This window comes from Actinomycetaceae bacterium MB13-C1-2 (assembly GCA_035621235.1).
In the GTDB taxonomy this organism is placed as follows: Bacteria; Actinomycetota; Actinomycetes; order Actinomycetales; family Actinomycetaceae; genus Scrofimicrobium.
Genome location: CP141731.1, coordinates 1,708,536 through 1,730,070, shown reverse-complemented (window position 1 = coordinate 1,730,070; position 21,535 = coordinate 1,708,536). Strand labels below are relative to the sequence as shown.

Below are 21,535 nucleotides of genomic sequence, written 5' to 3'. Positions count from 1 at the left end.
GCGAACCGCCTTGCCTTGAGATCATTGACATGGGCTGCGCCTAATGTTAGCTTATTGAAATCGATTTCATCATCTGCAAATGGGGTTCACCGCCTGCAATGACGACAAAACCATGCCGCTGTCGATAGTCATTGTCGTAGTTATCGACCCGAGTGAATCGCAGTGGCGTGTTCGCCACTGAAATCTGTGGGACTGGAGATCGCTTTCTGCCTCCTAGCAACTAGTGGGGTAAACGCCTAGCCAATGGAGGACGGCATAGTGAGAACAACACGCGAGAATCAGGTAGTGGCAGCTATCTCCTGCATAGTTATTGCCGGACTAACAGGATGTTCTTCAACGTCTACGCACGCCCTTACCTCCGCGGAAATTGCGCCAGTCGTTACCGAAGTCGGCGTGTCTGACGGCGATCTGTGGGCCAATTGTTGGTCGGACGATGGAAACCTTTACGCCGCCAACGGCGATGGGGCGGGATTCGGATTCCAGACCGCCGATGTCGTAATGAATCGGATTACCGGGTCTCCCGAGGAGAACAATCTCTCCGGTGAAACGCTGGCCGTTGGCGATCAACTGAGCCAGGTTTGGAGTGGCGGCGACTATACGCGGAAGCCAACTGGCATGCTCTGCGTGAATGGATCCATATATGTGGCAGTCGAGGACCTGGCACTCGACTTCAATGAAGCTCCTGCCGCCACGATTGCACGCAGCGATGACCACGGTGAGACGTGGAGTTGGGACACGTCCACTCCGATGTTTGACGACCACACATTCACCACAATTTGGTTTGCGGACTACGGTCAGGATTCCACGAATGCCCCAGATTCCGAATACGCCTACGCCTTCGGCCTTGACGGAAACTGGCGAACCTCATATACCGAGATCGTGCCGGATCCAACCGAGCTTTTCCTCGCACGGGTCCCGGTAGATTCCGTACAGGACAGGGCCAAATGGGAGTTTTTTGCCGGCGAAGCCGGAGCGAAGGAGCCCACCTGGACCTCGGACATCAACGAAAAGCGGCCGGTTCTGGTAGACGAACGAAGAGTCCACCAGGGAGACGCAGGAAACGGAATGTCAGTGCTGTCGCAGGGAGGAGTCCTTTACCTTCCAGCACTAGACCGCTACCTCTATACGTCTTGGACGGAACATACGTTTGAGTTCTATGAGGCACCCGAACCCTGGGGTCCGTGGACTCTATTCCAATCAGAAGACTTCGGCCTATACCCGTGGACAACAGATAGCTACGGCGGGTATGGGGTAACTGCTCCTTCAAAGTTCATGTCAGAGGACGGCCTAGACATTTGGATTCAGTCCAACGTCTGCCCATGTGCGCCCGCAGGAATGTCCTCATATTGGTTTGGCCTAAGACCAGTGACTCTATCCATCGACTAGGCCCTCACCCGCCTCTCCGTTCTGAGGCGCGGTGAAAGGTGCCTACTGCTTCTTTGGACCACGCCTAAAGGCATGAAACACCTTCACTGCCCCGGCGCAATAGCTGAAACCAGATTGGGTGGCGGTTCTAACTTAGAACCGCCACCCAATCAGTGTGTTAGGTAGTTCGGACTCGCAGCGAGCAATCCAAAAGCTAGCGCGTGGCTGGAAGATCCAGATCCTTAATGAGCCGTTCGATCTCTGTTTGTGCCTGGTTCTGAGCGTTCACAGAATCCTCGCCAAACATGGCTTTTTCAAGCGCAGTACCAAATGCCATGGATACCTGCCAGTCATAGGTTGGCTCCAGAATGGCGGTCTTGGTCGATCCGGCGAGTACATCGTAGAAGGGATTCTCAGACCGTTCTGGGTCATCGGCTAAGTCTTCCGAAACGCTGGTCCTGGGTGAGAGCTTTGTGTACTTAGTCTTAACGAAGTAATCCTTTGCCAGACTCGGATCTCCACCCAGCATGTAGCCAATAGCCTCGGCGGCTTCCGCCACGCATTCAGACTTTGAGTCGACGCCTACCGTCCAACCGCCGAGAGTCGCAGTCGTGCGGGCCGGATCGCCATCGACGGTAGCCATCGGGGTAACCGCTATGTTCTTCACCTGATCTGGGTAGTCGACAAGCAACTGGTTGAGCGCCCATGAACCTGTTGTCATACTCGCAAGCTTCCCCTCGGCAAGCGGGGTCAGATCTCCGTACGCGGACAAGGCCTGCTTTGCCAACGTACCGTCTGAATACATTGTCTGGAGTAAGTCGAACAACGGAAGATAGGCGGGGTCGTTTGCAAGCGCCTCTGACCAATCCTCAGATATCGGTAGATGGCCGGCGTTACCTTGTTGTGCACCCCAAGTTGACCAGGCCAACTCAGTTGCGTTTTGAGCCATCTGGTAAGGAACCACCCCTGGGAGTTCATCTTTGAGGGTTCGGCCCGTCTCGATCAGTTCGTCATATGTCGTGGGCACAGAATCAGGGCCCAGGCCCGCCTTCTCAAAGAGGTCCGTTCTGTACATATAAAGTGCACTTGGCTCGTAGTAGAGCGGGTAGGCAAACTGTGAGTCGCCCACAGTAACCGCATCCAGGAACCTGGTGTCGAGGTCGGCCCAAGAATCCTCTGAGATGTACTCCGTAATAGGAGCCAGTGCACCGTTTCGTGCGTTCATTGGCACTGCCGAATAGTTCATTGTGTACATGTCTGGTGCGCTTCCGGCAGCCTGGGCTGCTTTCAGCTTCTGCTCCCACGCGTCGCCTGGGACAACGGTGAGTTCCACCTTTATCTGATCCTGTGAGGCGTTGTACTTGTCAACCGCCTCCTTGAACCACGCATTGTCTTCCGGCTGGAACTGGTTTTGCCAGAAACTTACGGTGTCGCAAGCGGCTCCTGAACCATCGGTGCCGGACTCAGATGAACTCTCTCCGGTTTCTCCCGACTGACTGGGGCTCGATCCGCAGGCCGACATGAGAAGCAATGTCAAAGCCGCCGCACTTGCAAGGGATATTCGTGTGATCGTATTTTTCACTAGATTTCCTCATTTGTTTCTAGGACTGGCGATGCTCTTGTTAGACGTCACCGTTGACAACCGACTCGCGATATGCGAAATCGATTTCACTCTGAGTATGAGGCAGGTCATGCTAACGATCAAGGGATCCAAGCTGTTTTCCCGTATCAATAATGTAACGATCGCAGCTCGTAGATGCGCTTTTCTGGCATTTCTGTGAAATCAATTTCAGAGGTTGATGGCGAGTCGCCGGGCACGCTGATACACAACAGAAGATCAGGCAACCCTCAATCTACGTAGCGGGAGGATATGTCTAACCCGCCAGTTCGTTCGCAGCTGCCGGCCCCTGTGCCTTCTCCCATATTCGCTGCGAAGAAAACCCAAAACCGCTTCGTGCCCGAACCGACGATCCGACATCCGACGGCCGTAACACTATGGTGCGGACAAGTAGCAGCCTTACCACGGCGGTCCAAGGCTCGAGAGTGACGCGTCATTGTGATGTGCCCAGATAGCGGACCTCTAGGTTGCCCTATGCGAGATCGATAACGGCCTCGTCTCCCTCCTCTAGTACTAGTGGTCCCCCTGCTCGACTACCTCGGAATCGGACATCCTTCACGTCCAATCTGCCCCCAAGCAAGCGGACAATGAGACGATTCTCCTCAATAGTGACACTTCCCCAACCATCTCCCGTCGTGAAGAGTGCCTTCATTGGGAGGGGGACACGGGGATCAAAACTGAGAGTTTTGCTTGGAGCATCCCACTGGGTTCCCGTGAATGCGAGGAGCAAAGACCAAGACGCCAACGACCGCGCGTAATGATTCCCCCACTCAATCTCGCACCACGGACTACGCGAGCTCCCGTCGTATCTTGCGCGCAAGGATTGCTCGATCTTCACGGCTTCGTCCGTCAAGTCAGCAAAGGCGAGTGACGCAGCGACTTGGTGTTCGATACCGGTCCATACTTCATCGGAGTAGATGAAGGGAATTCTTGGACGTCCACCTGTCGGCCAGGACGCCAAAAGCAACCCGCCCTCATCGTTAAGAGCGTAAACGCGTTGTGTACTCTCATGGTGACTGAGGTCCGTGCGGAAGTTGTGCTGGAAGATCGAGCGAAGAGCCGATCGCACACGTTCCCTAGGAAGGATCTCGCCTAGCCCGGTGACATAGGCATGGTACTGCCCCAGGAGTTGGTCAGATAGGACTCCTTCGCCGTACTGATATCTGTGTTCGTCGACGTCATCCAGAACTTGCCGATACCAAGCTCCATTCCAGAGCACGGTATCCATCTGCTCGGCAACCGTTGCCGCGAGCGAGTGCCACCGTGCTGCAAGCTCCCGCTCCCCAAGGTATCCGGCCATCTGCTCACCGGATCGCAGCGCCGCCAGGTAAATTCCGTTTGCGAGCGGATCGATACCGTAAAACTCTATGTCGTAGGTGTTGTGCAACTCGCCGTCCAGCAAACCATCACCATTTCTATCCCACGTGGTGGTCGCATACTCAAGACTCGAAACGGCGGCCGGCCAAAGTTCCTTAAGGAAGTCGTCATCCCCGCTGAACTTCCACTCGCGATACAACCGGAGGAACGTTCCCAACTGCCCATCAACAGCCGGAGTCATATACCAGGGCGGTCCACCGAAGACGCGATTCGTCCGAAACTTCTGCGCCCCTTCACCGTCTGTCTCAAGTAAAAACTCGACTCGGCGCGCTGAACGCTCGAGACTCGGGAACAGGTACGCGGCTGTTTGAGCATATGACCACACGTGGGTGCACGTTCCCTCACACGCGCCTCCGTGATCGAACGATCCCTCCCACGCCGCAAAGACCGGCCCCGTCCCAATCTGGGGATTAGGACTCTCGACGACGAAACAGGTGGTGGAACGAAGCGCCGCGACGTTTGCACCGATGGCATCAATGATCGCGGGATCTAGCGTTGAGTCATACAACGAATCAACGTAGCTGTCAGTTATGGACTCAAGTTCTGCCAGATTCTCGTGCAGATACTCGGACGCCGCCCATGCCTCGGGCCAGAGCGTCGCGTAGTGGTTCTTGACCACCTGGTTCTCATTCGTGTTCTCAAGGCCCATGTGTCCTTGCCAAGCGCGATGCCTGTTCGGGAAACACCAGGAGAGCACAAATTCAAACTCGGCTGTCTCTCCCGGAAGAAGCCGTTTTGGAATCCCAAGAGATCCAGTACGGATACGCGGAAGATGATCGAACAGGTCTTCTTCCGACATCGGCCCTGGGGGCACGTTAGCTCCAAACAGACCTCTTGGCCTGTCCTCAAGTGTCAGCCTGGGTTCCGCATCCAACATCCCATCATCGCTGAGGTCATCCCAGAACAGCCGAGAACCATCGGGCCAAAAGCCCGTAACCCACTGCGGCTTAACCGTTATTTCGTCCGCGGTGGTGGTAAGGCTCAGTGTTCCATACCCAAAATCATCCTCGGGCAAGTCGACTCCGAAATCTAGCCCGCGAATATTGCCTTGTTCCCGAAACCTGACACTCTGTTTGGCACGCATGCCAAACGGTCCATCCCCGCGTCCCGCCGTGTGGCTCATCGAGCCAGCAACCGTAACGTCAACAGGGAGCCGCCCCGGATTCGTGACTGAATATCTCAGAACCGCGCCCGGAACGCCCGAACGGTCGGCATCAAGTGGCACCAAAGGAGTAAACGCGCGCAGAGTAACAATCACGGGAAGTTCATCGTCGTCAAAGTCGACCTCAACAACTGGATACTCACCAAAAAGCGTCGCTGACTCCAAACGTGGGAGTCCTGCCGTCTGATCAAATGAGAATCCGATGTCACGATCTAGCCGACCGGTTCGACGGGCCTCCAACACCCGGGTGATCGGTTGTTCCCCTTCCGGTTTTACGAAAATTGAGAAAAAACTATACGGGTTATCGCGCCCCTTGTCCTGGTGATTCTCGAGCTCCCAGTCACGCAATTCGCCTCGCGCTCCGATCGACACGTTCCCGGTCCCAATGCCTCCGAGAGGAAACGCGGTAGCTTCGCTGGTATGTGGAATTCCCCTGGAACGGCGCCGAACCCGCCACGTATCTGTGTCGCTCTTGCTACTGGTGCTATAAACATCGGAATATGGCTCGTGATTGTCCACCGTTGAAACCCTCCTGAACGTTGAAGAGAACACTATCTTAATTGGTAGTAATAGAAATCGATTTCTCATATATGAGCCGACGATTATGTCCCGAAGCCTTCTTTAGCTGTCAGGACCTTTGACACCTATCTGAAGTCGATGATAACTTATTGAAATCGATTACCCACCTTTTGTGGGTCTGCTTTCGCATCGAAATAAGCACAGAGATGTGCTCCGACTAGTAGAAGGTATATGACTATGGCAGAACCTCTTGGAAGCGGTTTGTCGGCTATCAGTGCGCTTCGAAATGTGCAGACGCGCTCGATTTCGCCCGAGAACTTCGACGGGTCCCCCGGAAAAGGGGGGATGGCGACCGAAGGAACCGGAGCTGATTGTGCCCGCGATCTTGGGACCGGTTGGAAGATCTCTCCTAGCGTGGATATCAAGCCTGGAGAGACATTCGAACTGGCCAATATTACGACTGCCGGCAAGATCACCCACATCTGGATGACCACCCACACCGACAACTGGCGCACACTTATTCTTCGGGCATTCTGGGACGGAGCAAGTGAACCCGCTGTAGAGGTTCCCTACGGCGACTTTTTCTGCAACGGATGGGGCGTCTTTGCTCAAGTGGACTCGCAGCCGATTGCGGCCAACCCAAACGGTGGATTCAACTCGTATTGGCCCATGCCTTTTCAAGAGAGCGCACGGTTGACGATCGAGAACACATCGACAGTGGACGTTCGGATTTACTATCAAATCACATACGAACTGGGAGGCGACTACTCGAACGAGGGGTATTTCCACTCCCAGTGGCGTCGGTCGAATCCGTTAGAGGAGTTGACTCCCCATGTGATTCTCGAAGGTGTAGAGGGGCACGGGCAGTATGTCGGCACCTACATTGCGTGGGGTAGCAACTCCAACGGTTGGTGGGGCGAAGGCGAGATCAAGTTCTACCTCGACGATGACACCGACTATCCAACAATTTGTGGGACTGGAACAGAGGACTACTTCGGAGGCGCCTGGAACTTCGATGTTCCTGGGGACGGCTACACAACCTTCTCTACTCCGTATCTGGGTATGCCTCAGGTCATCCGACCGGACGGCCTGTACGTATCCCAACAACGATTCGGTATGTACCGTTTCCACATCCAGGATCCGATCAACTTCTCAAAGGGAGTCCCAAGGGTCGACATTCAGGCACTTGGCTGGCGTAGTGGCTGGAGGTACTTGCCGCTTAGGGACGACATCGCCTCGACTGCAATGTTCTATTTAGACCGACCGACGGCTCGACGCCCAAGAACGCCCAGCGCCGACGACTTGGAGGTCCATTTAGGTGCCGGACCCGTACCCGATGTTGGGGCGACTCCCCCACGCGAGCCGCAATCGTAACGGCGCCAGAAAGCCTAATGATGAGCTCCTTTAGCGACCTAGAGTCTGACTCGGTCCCAGTATCGCCCGATGACTCTCCACTGCAGGTAAGAGTTCTCCACGTCGAGCAGGCAAACTCGGTGTCAAGCAACAGCGACGGAGACCTCTGGCCATCGGCCTGGGCTGATGACGGCGCCCTGTATTCCGCATGTGGCGACGGCACGGGCTTCGCTAGGCACGGTTGGAGCGATATCGTCATGAATCGGATTGACGGTAGTCCAGAAACGGACCTGAGTGGAGAGCGACTAAGTGATGGCGAGGATATCGCCCCCACTTGGGACTCAGTCTCATTCAACAGGAAACCTACTGGAATGCTGGCGGCTGACGGGGATGGAAACGGAAAGGACGAGCTCTATCTGGCGGTCCAAGACCTGCGGCGTCCTGATGTCGGCAACGCTTTCGACGAGGCACCCACGGCCACGATCGTGCGCTCCGATGACTACGGTAAGACATGGTCCTGGGCCGAAACACCCATGTTCACCGACCACAGGTTCACAACAATCATGTTTCTAGACCTGGGCCAGTCAAACCGTGGGAACAGGTGGGCATACGCATACGGCCTGGACGGTAACTGGAGAACCTCTCACTCTCGCATCCAACCGGATCCAACCGAGCTCTTCCTTGCAAAAGTCCCGATTGATTCCATCCAAGATCGTAGCAAGTGGCAGTTCTATGCCGGGGATAGCGGCGACCAGCCGATTTGGTCTTCATCCATAGAAGACAAGATGCCCGTGCTTACGGACCAGACCCGCATGTACCCCGAGCCACTCGGCTTCGGTGGTCGTGGCGACCACACGCGCGTCGCGCAAGGTGGCGTGGTTTGGAACCCCGGCCTTCAGCGGTATATCTATAGCTCGTGGAGTGAGTTCACACACGAGTTCTACGAAGCTCCACGACCGTGGGGACCATGGAATCACATCGGTTCTATCGATTACGGTCACATTCCGTGGCAAGGTCCGAAATCTCCCATTGCCAAACACGGTGGTTATGCGCCCACTATCCCCTCCAAGTTCATCTCGGATGACGGCACCGTGATGTGGATGCAAAGCAACTGGTTCGCCCCTGCTTCTACCAGGGGTGGACGGGCGTATTCGTACGGGATGCGCAAAGTCATTTTGAAGCAGGACTTGGGGAATGATGTAGGACCGTCTTCTTTCGTCCCCCGCAATGTTGCGCTCGATGCCGACACGTACCCGTTGGTCGCGCGGGTTCGGGAAGGTCAGACTGTAGTGCTAAATGACGGTCGTCGCGACATCGGTGAAGATTCTGCATACGGCCCAAACAACGGTTCTCACTACTGGGGATACCAGTGGCCGACTCCGCGCTGTTTCGATCGGATCATTTATTGTCCGGGACCTCAGGACTCACAGGGTGGCTGGTTTAGAACAGGTCCTCAAGTCGAAATACGCACGGACGGACAGTGGAGAACAATCGACGACGTGAGCGTCTCCCCCTCTTACCCGAATGACTACACGGCTCTGGAGTGGGATGAGTACGAGTTTCGGTTCCCAAGAGTCTGTGCCGATGCAGTCCGAATCATCGGAGAGCCGGGAGGGGACGCTCAGTTCACGTCGGTGACTGAACTGGAGGTCTGGCTAGACCATACAGGTAGCTAAACACTGGTCAATCTACCTGTCGGCACTCCTGGCACTGACTCTGGTCCCTTATGACCACCATTGCAGCTCGGCGAATCGAACAGGTCCGAACCCTCGGTTGGAACCCGGTGAAACAGCGGGTTCCAATGATCGGGTGTGAGGCTTGAGCTCGCGCGGTCATCGCCGCAAAGCTCTCTCGCGTCCAGGAAATGGAAGCCACTCCAATCCACTCGGATAATCCTGCCGGGAGGTTGGCTCCTGAAGACCAAAAACCGGGGTTCTGGAAACGACAATTCAGCTAACACGCAATACGGGCATGTATTACGTTTACGTATTGCGTTAGAGCGAGTGTGTGCGGATCTCTTTTCACCCGAACGGTTTGAAGCGAGGGTTCACCGAGGAAGCTCTTCGGTATTCGCTCCTAGAAGCAAGACTGGTGACGCGGATCCGTGAACGCGACGTGGACAGAGAACCATCCCGATGGGGAAGCATCTGTTTCGACCCAACAGGGCGAGCCTTAGAACTGGTGGCAGTGGAGCTAGCTGATGACGAAGTAATGATTATCCACGCGAACTATCTAACGGCAGGATTCGAGAAGGAAACGAGGGAGGCAAGATGAAGACTTATGTTGGTGCAAACGGCGTCGAGTTCACCGATGAAGACGTGATGCGTTGGACTGATGAAGCCGAGGCCGGGTTCCCGGACTCTGTCCTCACCCGCGAGACCCCATCCTGGCGCAAGAACGAACCAATGACCACTAAGAGCCTGCGGGTACCAAACTCACTATAGGAGCTAGTAGAAAAACAGGCCCGAGAACACGGGGCCGGTACCAGTGAACACGCACGCCAAGCACTCACCCAAGGACTGCTAATGGATGCCTAGTCCTTCACCGCGTGAACTATTTTGGGGAAAGGCGAACGTCCAGGCCGAAGGAATCTGCAGGAATTTCTTCGGCCCCGGCGGCAAACCTCGGATCATTCGATAGACAGACTAAGCCCGTCCCAATCAGCTTCGAGGCAGTTATCTGCGACCAGATAACTGCCTCGAGGACCCACCAAGTTCTTGGCTAAGCGTTACTTCAATCCGGCCATCTTGATATTTCCAATGATCTGCTTCTGGAAGATTAAGAACAGGATGATTACCGGCGCGGCTGCGAGCACAGATCCAGCCATCAGCAGGCCGAGTTCTGTTGAACGTTCGGATCGGAAGGTCGCTAGATACTGCTGTACCACGTACATATCTGGATTGGTGATCGTCATGATGGGCCAGACGTACGAGTTCCAGTACGCAAGGAAAGTGGTAATTCCCATAACGACGAACGGGGCTTTCGACAGTGGAAGGAACAATCGCCAGAAAATCTGGAAACGGCTACAACCATCTAGCATCGCCGCCTCTTCTAGAGACGAGGGAATGCTCAGATAGAACTGCCTGATAAAGAATATTGTTGCCGCGCTGGCAGCACCCGGAAGGACCAGTACTGCCAATGAATCCAGCATTCCTAGGTCGGAGACCACCACGAAGCTAGTCAATAGAATGGTCATTCCGGGAATAAACATCGTCGTGATGACAATGACCCAGAGAGCACTCTTGAACCTAAAATCGAGGCGAGCAAAAGCATACGCAGCCAATGAGTTGATTGTAAGCGCCAGCAGAGTAAACAGGATCGCACCCATGAAGGTCCATCCCATCGTCTTCATAAACGTCGGATCAGAGAGAATCTGGGTGTAGTTCTCCCACTTCCACACTTCCGGGAAGAACTGAAACGGGGTAGATATGACCTCTGTCTTCGATTTGAATCCTGCTATGACCATCCAGGCCAGTGGAAAAAGCGCCACGACCACAAAGACTGAGCCAAAGAAGGCCTTGCCAATCGTGTAGAACCACCAGGCCCCACCACGGTCATGTTTCGTCTTCGCGGATGTGTTCTCAAGGTCCGCACTGGGCGGAAGCGTTGTCTGCGCCATGCTAATCAACCAACCTTTCCGAGTTGACGAACTTGAATACCAGCGCCGAGATACTGCCCAAAACGACGAACAACAACAGGGCTGCGGCTATCGAGTAGCCGACGTTCATGTCATTGCGGAAGTGGTTGAAGATAAACAGGTTCGGTGTCGTCGTGGAGTCCAGTGGACCTCCTCCGGTCATAACCAGCGGAAGCTCATACTGCTGGATGGCCGAAACGAATCCCGTGATCAGCAGATAAAGAAGTATGTTTTTCATCTGGGGAAGGGTTATATAGAAGGTCTTTTGCCACCAGTTGGCACCCTCCATCGAAGCCGCTTCGTAGAACTCTTGTGGGATGTCGATCATTCCGGCAACCATGATCAAGGACGTTAACCCCATACCGAGCCAGATGGCCGGAACAGCTATCGCGAAGAGGGCCCAGCGTGGATCTCCGATCCACGCGACCGGATCCACTCCGAAAACTCCCAGTAGCGCATTTAGAAGACCACCAGAGTAATCGTAAATAAGGACGAAGATTATCGAGGCGATAACTGCAGAGATGATTGTCGGTATATATATGCTCACCTTTAGGACCGAGGCGAAGCGACGAGAGACACTAACCACCAACGACGAGAACAGGAAAGCAAGCACCAGCATTACTGGTACCGTCATGGCAACAAAAATGAAGCCTCTGCGCACAGCCGCCCAGAACAGTGGGTCCTTGAGAACGTTTGCGTAGTTCCTAAAGCCCACGAACGCGGGGTCCTTATAGAAACTCCAGTCGTGGAACGATAAGAAGCCCGCATAGACGGCTGGCCAGATCACGAAGATTCCTAGCATTACCAGTGCTGGCAAGACCATCAGATAAGGCATAACCCCAGATGATCGTGCCTTGGATCTTTTCATTTTTCGACCGGCTTTTGGCGGCTTCTCCATCGTGCCGATTATGCCCTCTTGCTCGAGAGTCATGACGTCTCTAGTGCTCACCCTTGCTCTCCTCGTGTTGGCAGAAGGAAGGGTCCGGGGCGATTCGCACCCCGGACCCCACTAACTAACCTTCTGACGGCGCCTTCTCCGGCAGGTTTTCGCGTTCAATCACCACGCGGATCTCGTCCTCAGCGGTCTTGATCGCTTCGTCTGTCGAAGCTGCACCCTTCATTACCTTCTCGATCGCAGTTCCCACTGCAAGCGAGACATCCCATGGGTAACTTGGTTCGGGAATAGCGGTTGGCGCAATGTCATTCATGACGATTGCGGACCATGGAGCATCATCAGCTGCCGCATCCGCAGATACTGCCTCCTGCACCGACATACGAACCGGGACCTTGGTGAACTGAGTCTCCACGAAGAACGGAACCAGATTAGCGGGATCGCCGGCAATCGCCCATTCTAGGAATTTTCCGGCTGCTTCGGCATTCTTAGCTTTCGCATCCACAACCCACTTGAAGTTGCCCATAGTTGTGGCGGTACGACCGTCAGCATTCGGTGAGTTCGGGAAGGCTCCGATGCCTGTGCGACCAAGCACATCCGGGAAGTCCGATCCGATCTCAGACATCATCCACGACCCAGATACCTTGAAAGCTACCTTCTCTTCGCCGAACTCGCGTCCCTCAACGTACGGTCCAAGCGGCTGCTTCGGCATATAGTCGTTGTCCCAAAGAGCCTTGTATGAGTCCATGAGATCCTTGTAACCCTGATCGTTGATGTTCGGCTCTGTCCATGTGTCATTCAGAGCGGTGTGACCAGAGAAATTGTATTGCTGTCCGACAGTTGACCAAGCGAATGTCGGTGCATCACCGGCGGGCGAAATACAGAACTGGCCCGCGGCGAGCGTCGGCTTGATGGCCGCGCAAGCGTCCATCAGATCCTGCCAGGTCGAGGGCCCAACCTCCGGGTCAAGCCCAGCCGCTTCAAGCATGTCCTTGTTCCAGAACAAGACGGTCTGAGGCTCAAGCAAGAGCGGATAGGCATAGAACTTGTCTCCGATAGCAGAAACCGGCAGAGCCGAGTCAATGATTTGACCCAGAGCATCGTCAGAAACAATACCGTTCAGTTCATGAAGCTGTCCCGCATTTACCGCATCCTGTATGGAACCAGCATGTGTGTAGACGTCGGGAGCATTACCTGCAGCCTGGGCAGCCTTCATGCGTTGATCCCAAGCATCGGCAGGGATCTCAGTGTCATTTACGAAAATTTCGTCTTGTGAGTTATTGAAGTCCTCAACGATCTGCGTGTACCACTCGTTTTCAACGGGGGTAAACGTGCGATGCCAGAACTCAATGGTTACCTTGTCACCACTGTCAGGAGCAGCGGTCCCCTCGTCGGTCGACTGGGACTGACCACCACTTCCACCACTACACGCGCTCAGTAGCAATGCCGTGACTGAAGCCACCGCTGCCACCGAAGCGAATCGGCGCTTTCCTGTTTGCATTAATCCCTCCTATAGGGCTCGACTCTCCTGTGAATCGCTGCGGACTCCGTGCGAAGGTCCGATATTATCGTCCCCTTCGACGGCCGGAGCGGATGGTCCCGCCCGGATATTTCGAGACTATCGGAAATCGATTTCCCGCGCAACAGCGATCTTTGTTGTACACACTACCCTCTCAACCGCTTTGGCGACAGCGCTGGAGTAAACTCGCGTAATAGAGGGGATTTCGCCCCCTCTAAGAACTAAAGATTACGTTTTGATTACGGAATTTGGTCCGCTTTTCCAAACCTGAATCCTGACAATCCCCAGAGAGCACAGTCCTCTTCGAGTAATCGGTTGCAGGGCATTCTGAGTCGACCCGAGTGGAAGGTCACAATGAGAGTCCTGAAGACTGAAAGGCAGGAGTTTGGCTGCGGTCGGTGCGAGCGGAACGGCCACAGCAAGACGCATCTGAGCTAGATGACGCCCTTTGTCAGAATGAAGTCTCCATACGGACGGGTTTCGCCAGTAACTACAACAAGGTAGGCCTGTTCAGCCTGATCATAGAAGTCAAAGCGTTCGACTTCACCGACGCTCTGACCCTCTTCAAGAAGCGCATCCACCAGCTCCACCACCTCAGCATGAACCTCGGGAGTACCACCATCAGCTGTCTTCATTCGGAGAACGGGTTGCTTGACGCTCAGGTCCAACGGCAACAGTTCGCATATCGCTGCCACCACAGTGGGCGCATCATGACCGCGCAGTTCTACAACGCGCTCTCCTATCCGATGAGACGGAAAGTTCCTATCTGCGATGACTATCTGGTCGCCATGCCCCATGGCTGCAAGAGCTTGGAGCAGATCGGGTCCTATAAGCGGATTTATTCCCTTTAGCATTTCCACCTTTTCTTGTTCACCGGAATTATCGCCATGGAATCCGTCTACATGGACTCTCTGACGACCAACTCGGGACTGAGCACAACCTTTGCGCCGGCGAGGCTTTTCAGCCCGTTAGCTTGACTCAATAGTTCTCCGGCGATGCGGCCCACATCCGAGACCGGTTGCCGAACAACAGTCACTGCTGGCGTGACCATCGCAGTCCATTGATCGTCATCAACGCCAACGAGCGCGACGGACTCTGGAACTGCAATTTTCTCATCCTTGAATACCGTGAAAGCCGCCGCAGTCAGGGGGCCATTGACTGTGAAGAGCGAATCGATCTCCGGATGCTCTTCCAACATCCGAAGCATGGTTTCGCGCCCAGAATCGTAGCGAAGATCGGTGGTGTAGATCCTCTCACTCGGAACCGGAACTCCCGCCGCCCGCAGAGTATCAACGAACCCTCTGCTTCTATCGTGTGCCGAGGAGACATCCTTGGAAGAGGTTATGACCGCGGGGGTCGTGTAGCCGCACTCAAGCAAATGCTCAGCCGCCAAGGTTCCCACCTGAACGTTGTCGACCATAACTGACGCGCCGGTGTACCCGGAGATATGGCGGTCAACGACCACCACCGGGATTCCAGCGTTCATAAGCGCGGTCAGGTCGGTCTGAGACTCAGACGACGGAGAGATGACCACCCCCGCCATCTGCTGAGAAAGGGCGACCTCGATATGGCGACGCTCTTTCTCAAGATCCTCGTCAGAAGTAGCGAGCATGACCGAAAACCCCTGCTCTTTTCCGATCGACTCTATGTCCGCTACCAGCCTCGTATAGAACGGATTCTGAAGGTCGGAGACGATGACGGTCCAGATGTCGCTTTGCTGGCGTCTGAGGGCTCGTCCATACGGATTCGGCACGTATGAAAGGTCAGAAGCGGCCTTGCGTACTCTCTTTGCCATGTCGGAGTCAACACTCGAGACCCCATTGAAGACTCGCGAGACTGTAGCCGCAGACACCTTCGCCCGCCTTGCAACGTCCTGGACAGTGATCCGATCTCCCATGTGATAGTTCCTGACTCGTCTTGGACCCTCGGCATCACCGGAGTCTATGGATCTACATCATCTTGAAGTATCTCACTAGAGCAGCTCATCAAGGCGCGGTACCGATACCGCACTTCCCTGTCGCGTCACGGACAATGAGGCTGCCGCACAGGCGCGAGGAGCGGCTTCAGACAGGCTCTCGCCTCGTGCTAGACCCGCCGCGAGATAGCCGCAGAAGGTATCGCCCGCACCAACGGTGTCCACTGCCTTAACGACTGGGGCCTCTACCAGAACCGCGGGGGCATTTCGCTCGGCCACCAACGCACCCTTTGACCCTAGCGTTGCCACCACCGACACTTCGAACTCGCTCGCGAGTCGACTGACAGTATCTTCGGTACCCAGTACCTCACCAAAGACCTGCCGAGAAAGCTCCTCAAGCTCAACCTCGTTCGGCGTAAGGACTGAGGTGTTTCTCAACAGTTCAGGAGGGATTGGGCACATCGGAGCGGGATTTAGCAGGAATATCGCCCCGTGCTGTGCTGCCCACTCGGCTGCTGCCGTACTGGTCAGAACATCTAGTTCGAGCTGCCCAACTACAACACCCACGTCGTCTAGCGCATCTAAAGACTCACGCACCATCTCAGCGGTTACTGCCTCGTTCGCCCGTCGGACGATCACAATGGAATTGCCGCCGTCATTGACTATCACCGGAAGTCCAACACCTGTCCCCGTTCCGGTAACTAGAACCCCTTCCGTGTCGATTCCCTCTCGTTCAAGAAATGACAAGAACTGGCGTCCATAGTCATCTTCGCCGAGCGCTCCGATCATCGCGGTAGGTGCCCCGGCGCGCGCCGCAGCAACGGCCTGGTTGAATCCCTTACCTCCCTCAGACACATAGAAGTCTGAGCCGACGATCGTTTCGCCCGGCAATGGCCGACGAGGAGCTCGCGCAACGAGATCCATCATGAATGTGCCAACAACGGCTACCGTTTTCACCTGTATGCCTCAAGTTCTGATCGTCGATGGTAAATATTTCGTTCGGATTCGCTGTGCATCGTTCAACCCTTCAGTTGTACGCCCAGTGCGCCGCCCGGGTGGTGTTTTGCGAAATCCTCGGCCGTGAAACCGCTGAGCGACATTAGGCCAATAGCAAGCGCGTCTCCGAGCACGAGCTTGAGCGTGGTAGAACTGGTAGGCGCGAGACCCAGCGGGTCCGCCTCTCGCGGAATCCTGAGTTCTATGGTCGCATCCGCTAGCTGCCCTAAAGGCGATTGAGCGCTTCTTGTCATAGCGACGATGGGAATACCCCATTCCTTTAGCATTGCCGCAAATGCACAGACTTCGGCGGTGGTTCCGGAGTTTGACATCAGCAACGCGGTGTCTCCCGGTCTCACCATGCCCGAATCGCCATGTAAGGCTTCAGTCGAATGAATAAAGAACGCAGGCGATCCGGTTGAGGCGAGTGTGGCTGCAATCTTTTTGCCTATGTGCCCCGGCTTTCCAATGCCGGAGACGACAATTTTGCCCGTAGTCCCGCTAAGGACTGTCAGCGCGGCGGCCAGCTCATCATCGATTCCCTGCGTTGCCGACGAGAGCGCGACTATTTCATCTTCAATAGCCTTGGTCGATGCTACAACCGCCTCGTCTAAGCGACTACTCCTGTTCATTACCTATCCCCTCAACCACTCTGTCTGAGAAATCGATTTCTACAATATTTCCGATTTGCACTTGGAGTCAAGTCCAGGAGGGGTTCAGGGCGTTTTCGCCTGAATGTTGGGGTCAATGACTATATCTGCAATCTACAGAAGAAATGTTCGGTTGCGATTTGATCTCAGAACGAAGAACTGAACTGTTTATTAGAGTAATCGATTATCCAGAGATCGGTTCTAGTCGGCACTATTTGGAAACGTTTGGTCCACCCGGTCCTTCGGCAACGGAAGGAAATTACGTGCGCTAGCGCAGAAAGTACATTAGGTGAATGGACTACAGGGACTGATAAGCGCGATTTATGTCCATAATGCACAGTTCGATGGAGGCCTCTGGATCCTTTGAGAGTCCCTTTACTGCCGAGTCGGCCTCGGCAATGCGAGTGATCGCATAGCCAAGTGCCTCGTCAGTCCACTTGCGTGATTGCTTGCGTGCCCTATCGGCCTGCCAGGGAGCCATCCCCAGATCTGACGAGGAAACGCCTGGAACCCCCACTTTGGCGACTGCTCTAAAGGTCTGTGCAAGCACAGCGACTAACACGACCGGCGGAACTCCTGTTGCCGTGGCCCTTCGAGCAAGCAACAACGCAGTTGCCCCCTCACCCTCGACCAGGGCGTTAGCCGCCTCGTACGGACCTGTTTCTACGCGTCCCCGAAAGTAGGCGTGTACGGTGTCCTTGGTAATGTGTCCACCCGAGTCATCGCTCAGTTGTCTAGCGACTGCAAGTAACTCACCCAGACTGTCCCCTAGCGCATTGACCAGATCCTCAGCGGCCGGTGGATCAATCGCTCCACCAGCCAAGCGGACGTCTTCCCGGACCAGGTCTAGCTTTTGCTGGATACCTCGTTGCCCCTTCTCGAGTTCGCACTTAAGCACTGGAAATCCAGCTTTCTTAATGGCGTTGGTCACCCCGGTCCCCCGGGTGCCCCCACCGTGGCGAATTACCACCCATGCGTCTTGTAGGGGGTCCTTGATGTAGGCGGTAATCTCGTCAACGAACGCATCCGAAGGCTTGTCTGCATCAGTTATGACCAGGATCTGTGATTCTGCGAACAAAGAGGTAGTCAGGAGCTCCGCTAGGTCCCCCTTCTGAAACTTTTCGGCGCTTGCCTCACCCACTTCAGCCTCAGGAGCGAACGCTGTGATCTCCTTAAGGATCGACCGTACCGCGCGGTCAGCTAGCTCCTGTTCCTTCCCGCTTACCAGTTGGACTGGAGCCGGGGCGGGTATCTCGCGGGATGCCATTTGATCTCCTTCGGAGGCGGCCGTGGGGCCTCTCCATTATCGACCAGACTCCCGACAGATTGGACTTCGTCTAGCGAGAGACCCCAATCCTCAACCAGTGAATCACTCTCACCTTTGCACGAACCTCTGTCTATGCCGTTCGGTTGGTGAGGCGGCGATAGAGGGCGATGACCGCGCCCCAGGCCACGATCGTTACAGCCACCGACAGAAACAGCCCTCCTATTCCTTGAGGCCATGGCAACTTCGCTAGCGGCAAGGTGGCAGTCCTAGTGGCCACGATCACCAACCAGTCGGCAAACGGCTCAGCACATTTCACCAAGAATCCCGCCAGATTCGGCGCGAAAAGAGACGCGAGCGCGGCACCAAGCCCAAGTAGAGTCAGAGGAGCAACGACCGGCGCCACCAACAGATTCGCTACGATTCCCCAGAGCGGGAGCCAGGGGTTGAGCAGTGCGAGGATCGGCACCGTAGCCGATGATGCACTCACTGCAACAGATACGGTGCCTGCGACCAGGGAACCCATCTTGTTTGTCACGCCCTCCTCTGGCAAAGACTGAACAAGAGCACGCTCCAGTGGTCCAGCAACAACAATGATCGCGGCAGTCGCCGAGACCGAGAGCGCAAAGCCAATAGATATTGCTAGCCAAGGATCAATGAGGACAGAGGCAAGAGCGACTACCGCCAGTAAACCGAGCGGTTGAGAAGGTCTTCGTCTAACCGTTCCCCAGACCGCGAGGCCACTCATTGATACCGAGCGGACAACGCTTGGTTCAGGGCCGACGACAATGATGACAAGGACAAGAAAGCTGCACACTGCGGTCGCCTGGAGTCTGCGTCTTCCCCGGAGAATTCTGCTCACGAGGGCTAAAGAGATTGCGATGTGACTTCCCGACACCGCGGTGAGATGAGTCAGCGACGAGATCAGCATCGATTCCCTTAGCTCTGCGGACATCAGGGCATCGTCACCGATTGCCATTCCACTGATCAACGGACCGGCCACTCCCGTGGCGGTCGTGGCCTCTCGCATCGACCGGCGTAGCGAAGCTGCCCATAGCTGAGATCTGGGAGCGCCCTCCACGACAGAGTAGCTAGTAACTTTGAATCTGGCCGCGATAGGTGGAGACAGCCAGTCCTCCTTCGAGGAAATCCCCCCAACAAGAAGCGTAGACCCCGGGATCAGGGCATCGACAAGGCTGGCTCCACCCGAAACCTCGCCCCAGAGCCTGACCGAGCTGGGAACACCACACTCGGTTGACCCGTCCTCCACATTTGAAGTGCAGACAGCCCGAGTCCGTAACTCAACTACCAGCGTGTCTGTCGACCACGACGAACTTGCAGGTCCAGGCTGACCGATAACGACTACCAGAGCACGCACATATGCCTGTTCTGCCGCGACATTTTGAATCGGATCGCCCTCAAACATGGACGCCGTGCTCCCGGCCACCAAGACCGATATCCAGGCCGCTACGACAGACGCCCCGATCAGCAAAGCAACGTCTAGACCAAGGATTCCTTTAGAAATGACGAAGGCGACAACGGTCGCTATTGCAAACATTACCGAGACTCGGGATCCCAAAACCGGACTTTCAATAGGACCTAGTCTGAGGCCAAGCAGAGTTCCAAGCCACGCACTGCAGGCGACGACAACGACGCGGAGATCCACCCCTTTCGGAGTAGGTCTCAGTTTCTGGTCGTCGCTCATGCGGGAAACTGTGAGGCACAGGGAGTGTCGATGCTACCTGGTCCGACGCGATTGGTGGAAAACATCCAGATTGCAACCTTGTTCACCTCTCACTGTGGGTCATAGACAAATAGCATCGACGTATGAGCGTAAAGGCATCGAAGAATCCCTCCCGAGACGTCACCCACCAATCAGACACGACACTGAAGAGCGGCGGCTCGCTGCTGACGTGGTTGATCGTCCTCCAAGTGGCGAGCGGGTTCGTTCAGGGTTTCTATACTCCTCTGTTACCAGACCTCTCTCGATACGTGGGCGTCTCCGTGGAGGCAATGAACTGGTTTCAAACTTCCCAGGCAATGGCGGCAGTGGTTCTGGTACCGCTCCTGTCCCGACTCGGAGACCTGATCGGGTCGAGGAGGATTCTTCGCGTCGCAGTGATATCCGTTTTTGTAGGGACCCTGATTATTGCTCTGGTTCCCTCGTTCCCGGCAATCCTCTTGGGGAGAGTCTTGCAGGGGCCGATCGGGGTGTGGCTACCACTGGCGATAGCCATCGTCTATATCCGCATGTCACAAAAGAGCTCAGCCCGTGCGATAACGATCATGACCGGCGCGCTTACCGGGGGCATAGTCATTGGAACCGTTGCATCCGGCTTGACCTTCGCACTCTCATCAAACCTAGTCATTACTCTGCTGGTCCCGTCTTTGGTCGTCTTAATCGGAGCGTACAGCGTCTTCTTCAAGCTTCCGGAGGACTCCACGCCCGGCTCCGGCAAGGTTGATTGGATCGGTTTCACGGGCCTCGGCCTGGTGATGGTAGCTGTTATCTACAGCGTTGGTCACATGGGATACAAGCATCTGAACCTGTCGCTACTTCTGCTGTTCATCACCGGGGTCGTGCTGGTCGGCTGGATTCTCTGGGAGCAACGTGTTGAGAATCCGGCGGTCGAAATAAACCTCGTCGTATCTCGATCAATGGGTCCGCTCTACCTAACAGCGTTCGTAATCGGCGTTCTGTCTACTGATGCACCGCCCAATATGGCCGCATATATGAGCACCGATCCCGGGGAGTTCGGATACGGCTTCTCCTCATCGACGCAGACCATTTCCCTGTTGATCGCTGCGCTACTAATCTTCGCGATGATCGGCGCCTTCTCCTCGTCATTCATCGCCGCAAAAATAGGAATGAAAACGACCTTGATTGGGGCCTCACTGCTCGGCGCGCTAGGACAACTGGTGATGATACTTGCGCCGCACTATCTCGCGAGTTTTTGGGTCTCAGGAGTTCTAAGTGGCTTTGCGGCAGGCGTCCTCTCTGGAATCATTCCCGTGCTAATTTCGCGGGCAGCTCCCGCTGGCAAGACGGGAATAGCCAACGGCCTATATGCGGCATTCTCAGCCGTGGGAGGCGCTCTCGGTGGAGCGATAGTCAAGAAGATCCTGGCAAACTTTCATGATGACGCGGGAATGACGGGGATCGGCGGATACATGACTGTGTGGGGCTTCTGCGTGATTCTGTTCCTAGTTGCGGCTACCGCACTCGCTTTGGTTCCGATCGGCTCGGCCACAAAATCTGCGGAGTAAT

The 21,535-nt window shown here is 55.3% G+C and carries 17 protein-coding genes; 6 read left to right on the top strand and 11 right to left on the bottom strand.

The features are described from left to right. Positions 1–258 precede the first annotated feature (258 nt). On the top strand, positions 259–1,386 hold the full coding sequence (locus tag U6G28_07540) for a DUF4185 domain-containing protein (protein WRS29379.1): 1,128 nt from the start codon (positions 259–261) through the stop codon (positions 1,384–1,386). A 193-nt stretch (positions 1,387–1,579) separates the two neighbouring features. Here the strand turns inward: U6G28_07540 and U6G28_07535 are convergent, their stop codons facing one another. Beyond that, complete coding sequence (locus U6G28_07535; protein WRS29378.1) at positions 1,580–2,947, bottom strand: extracellular solute-binding protein; 1,368 nt, start codon at positions 2,945–2,947, stop codon at positions 1,580–1,582. Between the two features lie 508 nt (positions 2,948–3,455). After that, positions 3,456–6,041, bottom strand: a complete 2,586-nt coding sequence (locus U6G28_07530; protein WRS29377.1) for a GH116 family glycosyl-hydrolase — start codon at positions 6,039–6,041, stop codon at positions 3,456–3,458. Between the two features lie 237 nt (positions 6,042–6,278). Here U6G28_07530 and U6G28_07525 point away from each other — a divergent pair, with 237 nt between their 5' ends. From U6G28_07525 to U6G28_07510, 4 genes are all read left to right on the top strand, one after another. After that, positions 6,279–7,415, top strand: a complete 1,137-nt coding sequence (locus U6G28_07525) for a glycoside hydrolase family 172 protein (protein WRS29376.1) — start codon at positions 6,279–6,281, stop codon at positions 7,413–7,415. Positions 7,416–7,432: 17 nt separating this feature from the next. Beyond that, positions 7,433–9,070, top strand: coding sequence for a hypothetical protein (locus tag U6G28_07520; protein WRS29375.1), 1,638 nt, complete (start codon positions 7,433–7,435; stop codon positions 9,068–9,070). 331 nt (positions 9,071–9,401) lie between these two features. Continuing rightward, positions 9,402–9,668: a hypothetical protein gene (locus U6G28_07515; protein ID WRS29374.1), complete on the top strand. Its 267-nt coding sequence runs from the start codon at positions 9,402–9,404 to the stop codon at positions 9,666–9,668. Further along, complete coding sequence (locus tag U6G28_07510) at positions 9,665–9,838, top strand: hypothetical protein (GenBank protein WRS29373.1); 174 nt, start codon at positions 9,665–9,667, stop codon at positions 9,836–9,838. The genes U6G28_07515 and U6G28_07510 overlap by 4 nt, the downstream gene beginning before the upstream one ends. 284 nt (positions 9,839–10,122) lie before the next feature. Here the strand turns inward: U6G28_07510 and U6G28_07505 are convergent, their stop codons facing one another. From U6G28_07505 to U6G28_07465, 9 genes are all read right to left on the bottom strand, one after another. Next, positions 10,123–11,013 (bottom strand): carbohydrate ABC transporter permease, encoded by an 891-nt coding sequence (locus U6G28_07505; GenBank protein WRS29372.1) that lies wholly within the window; start codon positions 11,011–11,013, stop codon positions 10,123–10,125. 1 nt (position 11,014) lies between these two features. Further along, a complete protein-coding gene (locus U6G28_07500; protein WRS29371.1) occupies positions 11,015–11,980 on the bottom strand; it encodes a sugar ABC transporter permease in 966 nt (321 codons plus the stop codon). A gap of 64 nt (positions 11,981–12,044) precedes the next feature. Beyond that, complete coding sequence (locus U6G28_07495) at positions 12,045–13,424, bottom strand: extracellular solute-binding protein (protein WRS29370.1); 1,380 nt, start codon at positions 13,422–13,424, stop codon at positions 12,045–12,047. 452 nt (positions 13,425–13,876) lie between these two features. Further along, positions 13,877–14,296 carry an RbsD/FucU domain-containing protein gene (locus U6G28_07490; protein WRS31214.1) on the bottom strand — a complete coding sequence of 140 codons (420 nt, stop codon included), beginning with the start codon at positions 14,294–14,296 and terminating at the stop codon, positions 13,877–13,879. A gap of 44 nt (positions 14,297–14,340) precedes the next feature. Then, the gene (locus tag U6G28_07485; protein WRS29369.1) at positions 14,341–15,339 is read right to left on the bottom strand and encodes a LacI family DNA-binding transcriptional regulator; all 999 of its coding nucleotides are present in this window, start codon (positions 15,337–15,339) and stop codon (positions 14,341–14,343) included. 75 nt (positions 15,340–15,414) lie between these two features. Next, entirely contained in the window at positions 15,415–16,314 is a 900-nt protein-coding gene (locus tag U6G28_07480) for a ribokinase (GenBank protein WRS29368.1), read from the bottom strand. A gap of 62 nt (positions 16,315–16,376) precedes the next feature. Next, complete coding sequence (locus U6G28_07475) at positions 16,377–16,985, bottom strand: SIS domain-containing protein (GenBank protein ID WRS29367.1); 609 nt, start codon at positions 16,983–16,985, stop codon at positions 16,377–16,379. A gap of 316 nt (positions 16,986–17,301) precedes the next feature. Continuing rightward, the gene (locus U6G28_07470; protein ID WRS29366.1) at positions 17,302–18,270 is read right to left on the bottom strand and encodes a DNA polymerase III subunit delta; all 969 of its coding nucleotides are present in this window, start codon (positions 18,268–18,270) and stop codon (positions 17,302–17,304) included. Between the two features lie 130 nt (positions 18,271–18,400). Continuing rightward, positions 18,401–19,972 (bottom strand): ComEC/Rec2 family competence protein, encoded by a 1,572-nt coding sequence (locus U6G28_07465; GenBank protein ID WRS29365.1) that lies wholly within the window; start codon positions 19,970–19,972, stop codon positions 18,401–18,403. Between the two features lie 122 nt (positions 19,973–20,094). Between U6G28_07465 and U6G28_07460 the strand changes: the two genes are divergently transcribed. Continuing rightward, positions 20,095–21,534, top strand: a complete 1,440-nt coding sequence (locus U6G28_07460; GenBank protein WRS29364.1) for an MFS transporter — start codon at positions 20,095–20,097, stop codon at positions 21,532–21,534. Position 21,535 lies beyond the last annotated feature (1 nt).

What these genes read in the sequence shown, in the direction of transcription:
- U6G28_07490 (WRS31214.1), bottom strand. Translation starts at nt 14,296, where the DNA reads ATGCTAAAGGGAATAAATCCGCTTATAGGACCCGATCTGCTCCAAGCT.
- U6G28_07475 (WRS29367.1), bottom strand. Translation starts at nt 16,985, where the DNA reads ATGAACAGGAGTAGTCGCTTAGACGAGGCGGTTGTAGCATCGACCAAG.
- U6G28_07525 (WRS29376.1), top strand. Translation starts at nt 6,279, where the DNA reads ATGGCAGAACCTCTTGGAAGCGGTTTGTCGGCTATCAGTGCGCTTCGA.
- U6G28_07470 (WRS29366.1), bottom strand. Translation starts at nt 18,270, where the DNA reads ATGGCATCCCGCGAGATACCCGCCCCGGCTCCAGTCCAACTGGTAAGC.
- U6G28_07495 (WRS29370.1), bottom strand. Translation starts at nt 13,424, where the DNA reads ATGCAAACAGGAAAGCGCCGATTCGCTTCGGTGGCAGCGGTGGCTTCA.
- U6G28_07485 (WRS29369.1), bottom strand. Translation starts at nt 15,339, where the DNA reads ATGGGAGATCGGATCACTGTCCAGGACGTTGCAAGGCGGGCGAAGGTG.
- U6G28_07520 (WRS29375.1), top strand. Translation starts at nt 7,433, where the DNA reads ATGATGAGCTCCTTTAGCGACCTAGAGTCTGACTCGGTCCCAGTATCG.
- U6G28_07510 (WRS29373.1), top strand. Translation starts at nt 9,665, where the DNA reads ATGAAGACTTATGTTGGTGCAAACGGCGTCGAGTTCACCGATGAAGAC.
- U6G28_07460 (WRS29364.1), top strand. Translation starts at nt 20,095, where the DNA reads ATGAGCGTAAAGGCATCGAAGAATCCCTCCCGAGACGTCACCCACCAA.
- U6G28_07465 (WRS29365.1), bottom strand. Translation starts at nt 19,972, where the DNA reads ATGAGCGACGACCAGAAACTGAGACCTACTCCGAAAGGGGTGGATCTC.
- U6G28_07505 (WRS29372.1), bottom strand. Translation starts at nt 11,013, where the DNA reads ATGGCGCAGACAACGCTTCCGCCCAGTGCGGACCTTGAGAACACATCC.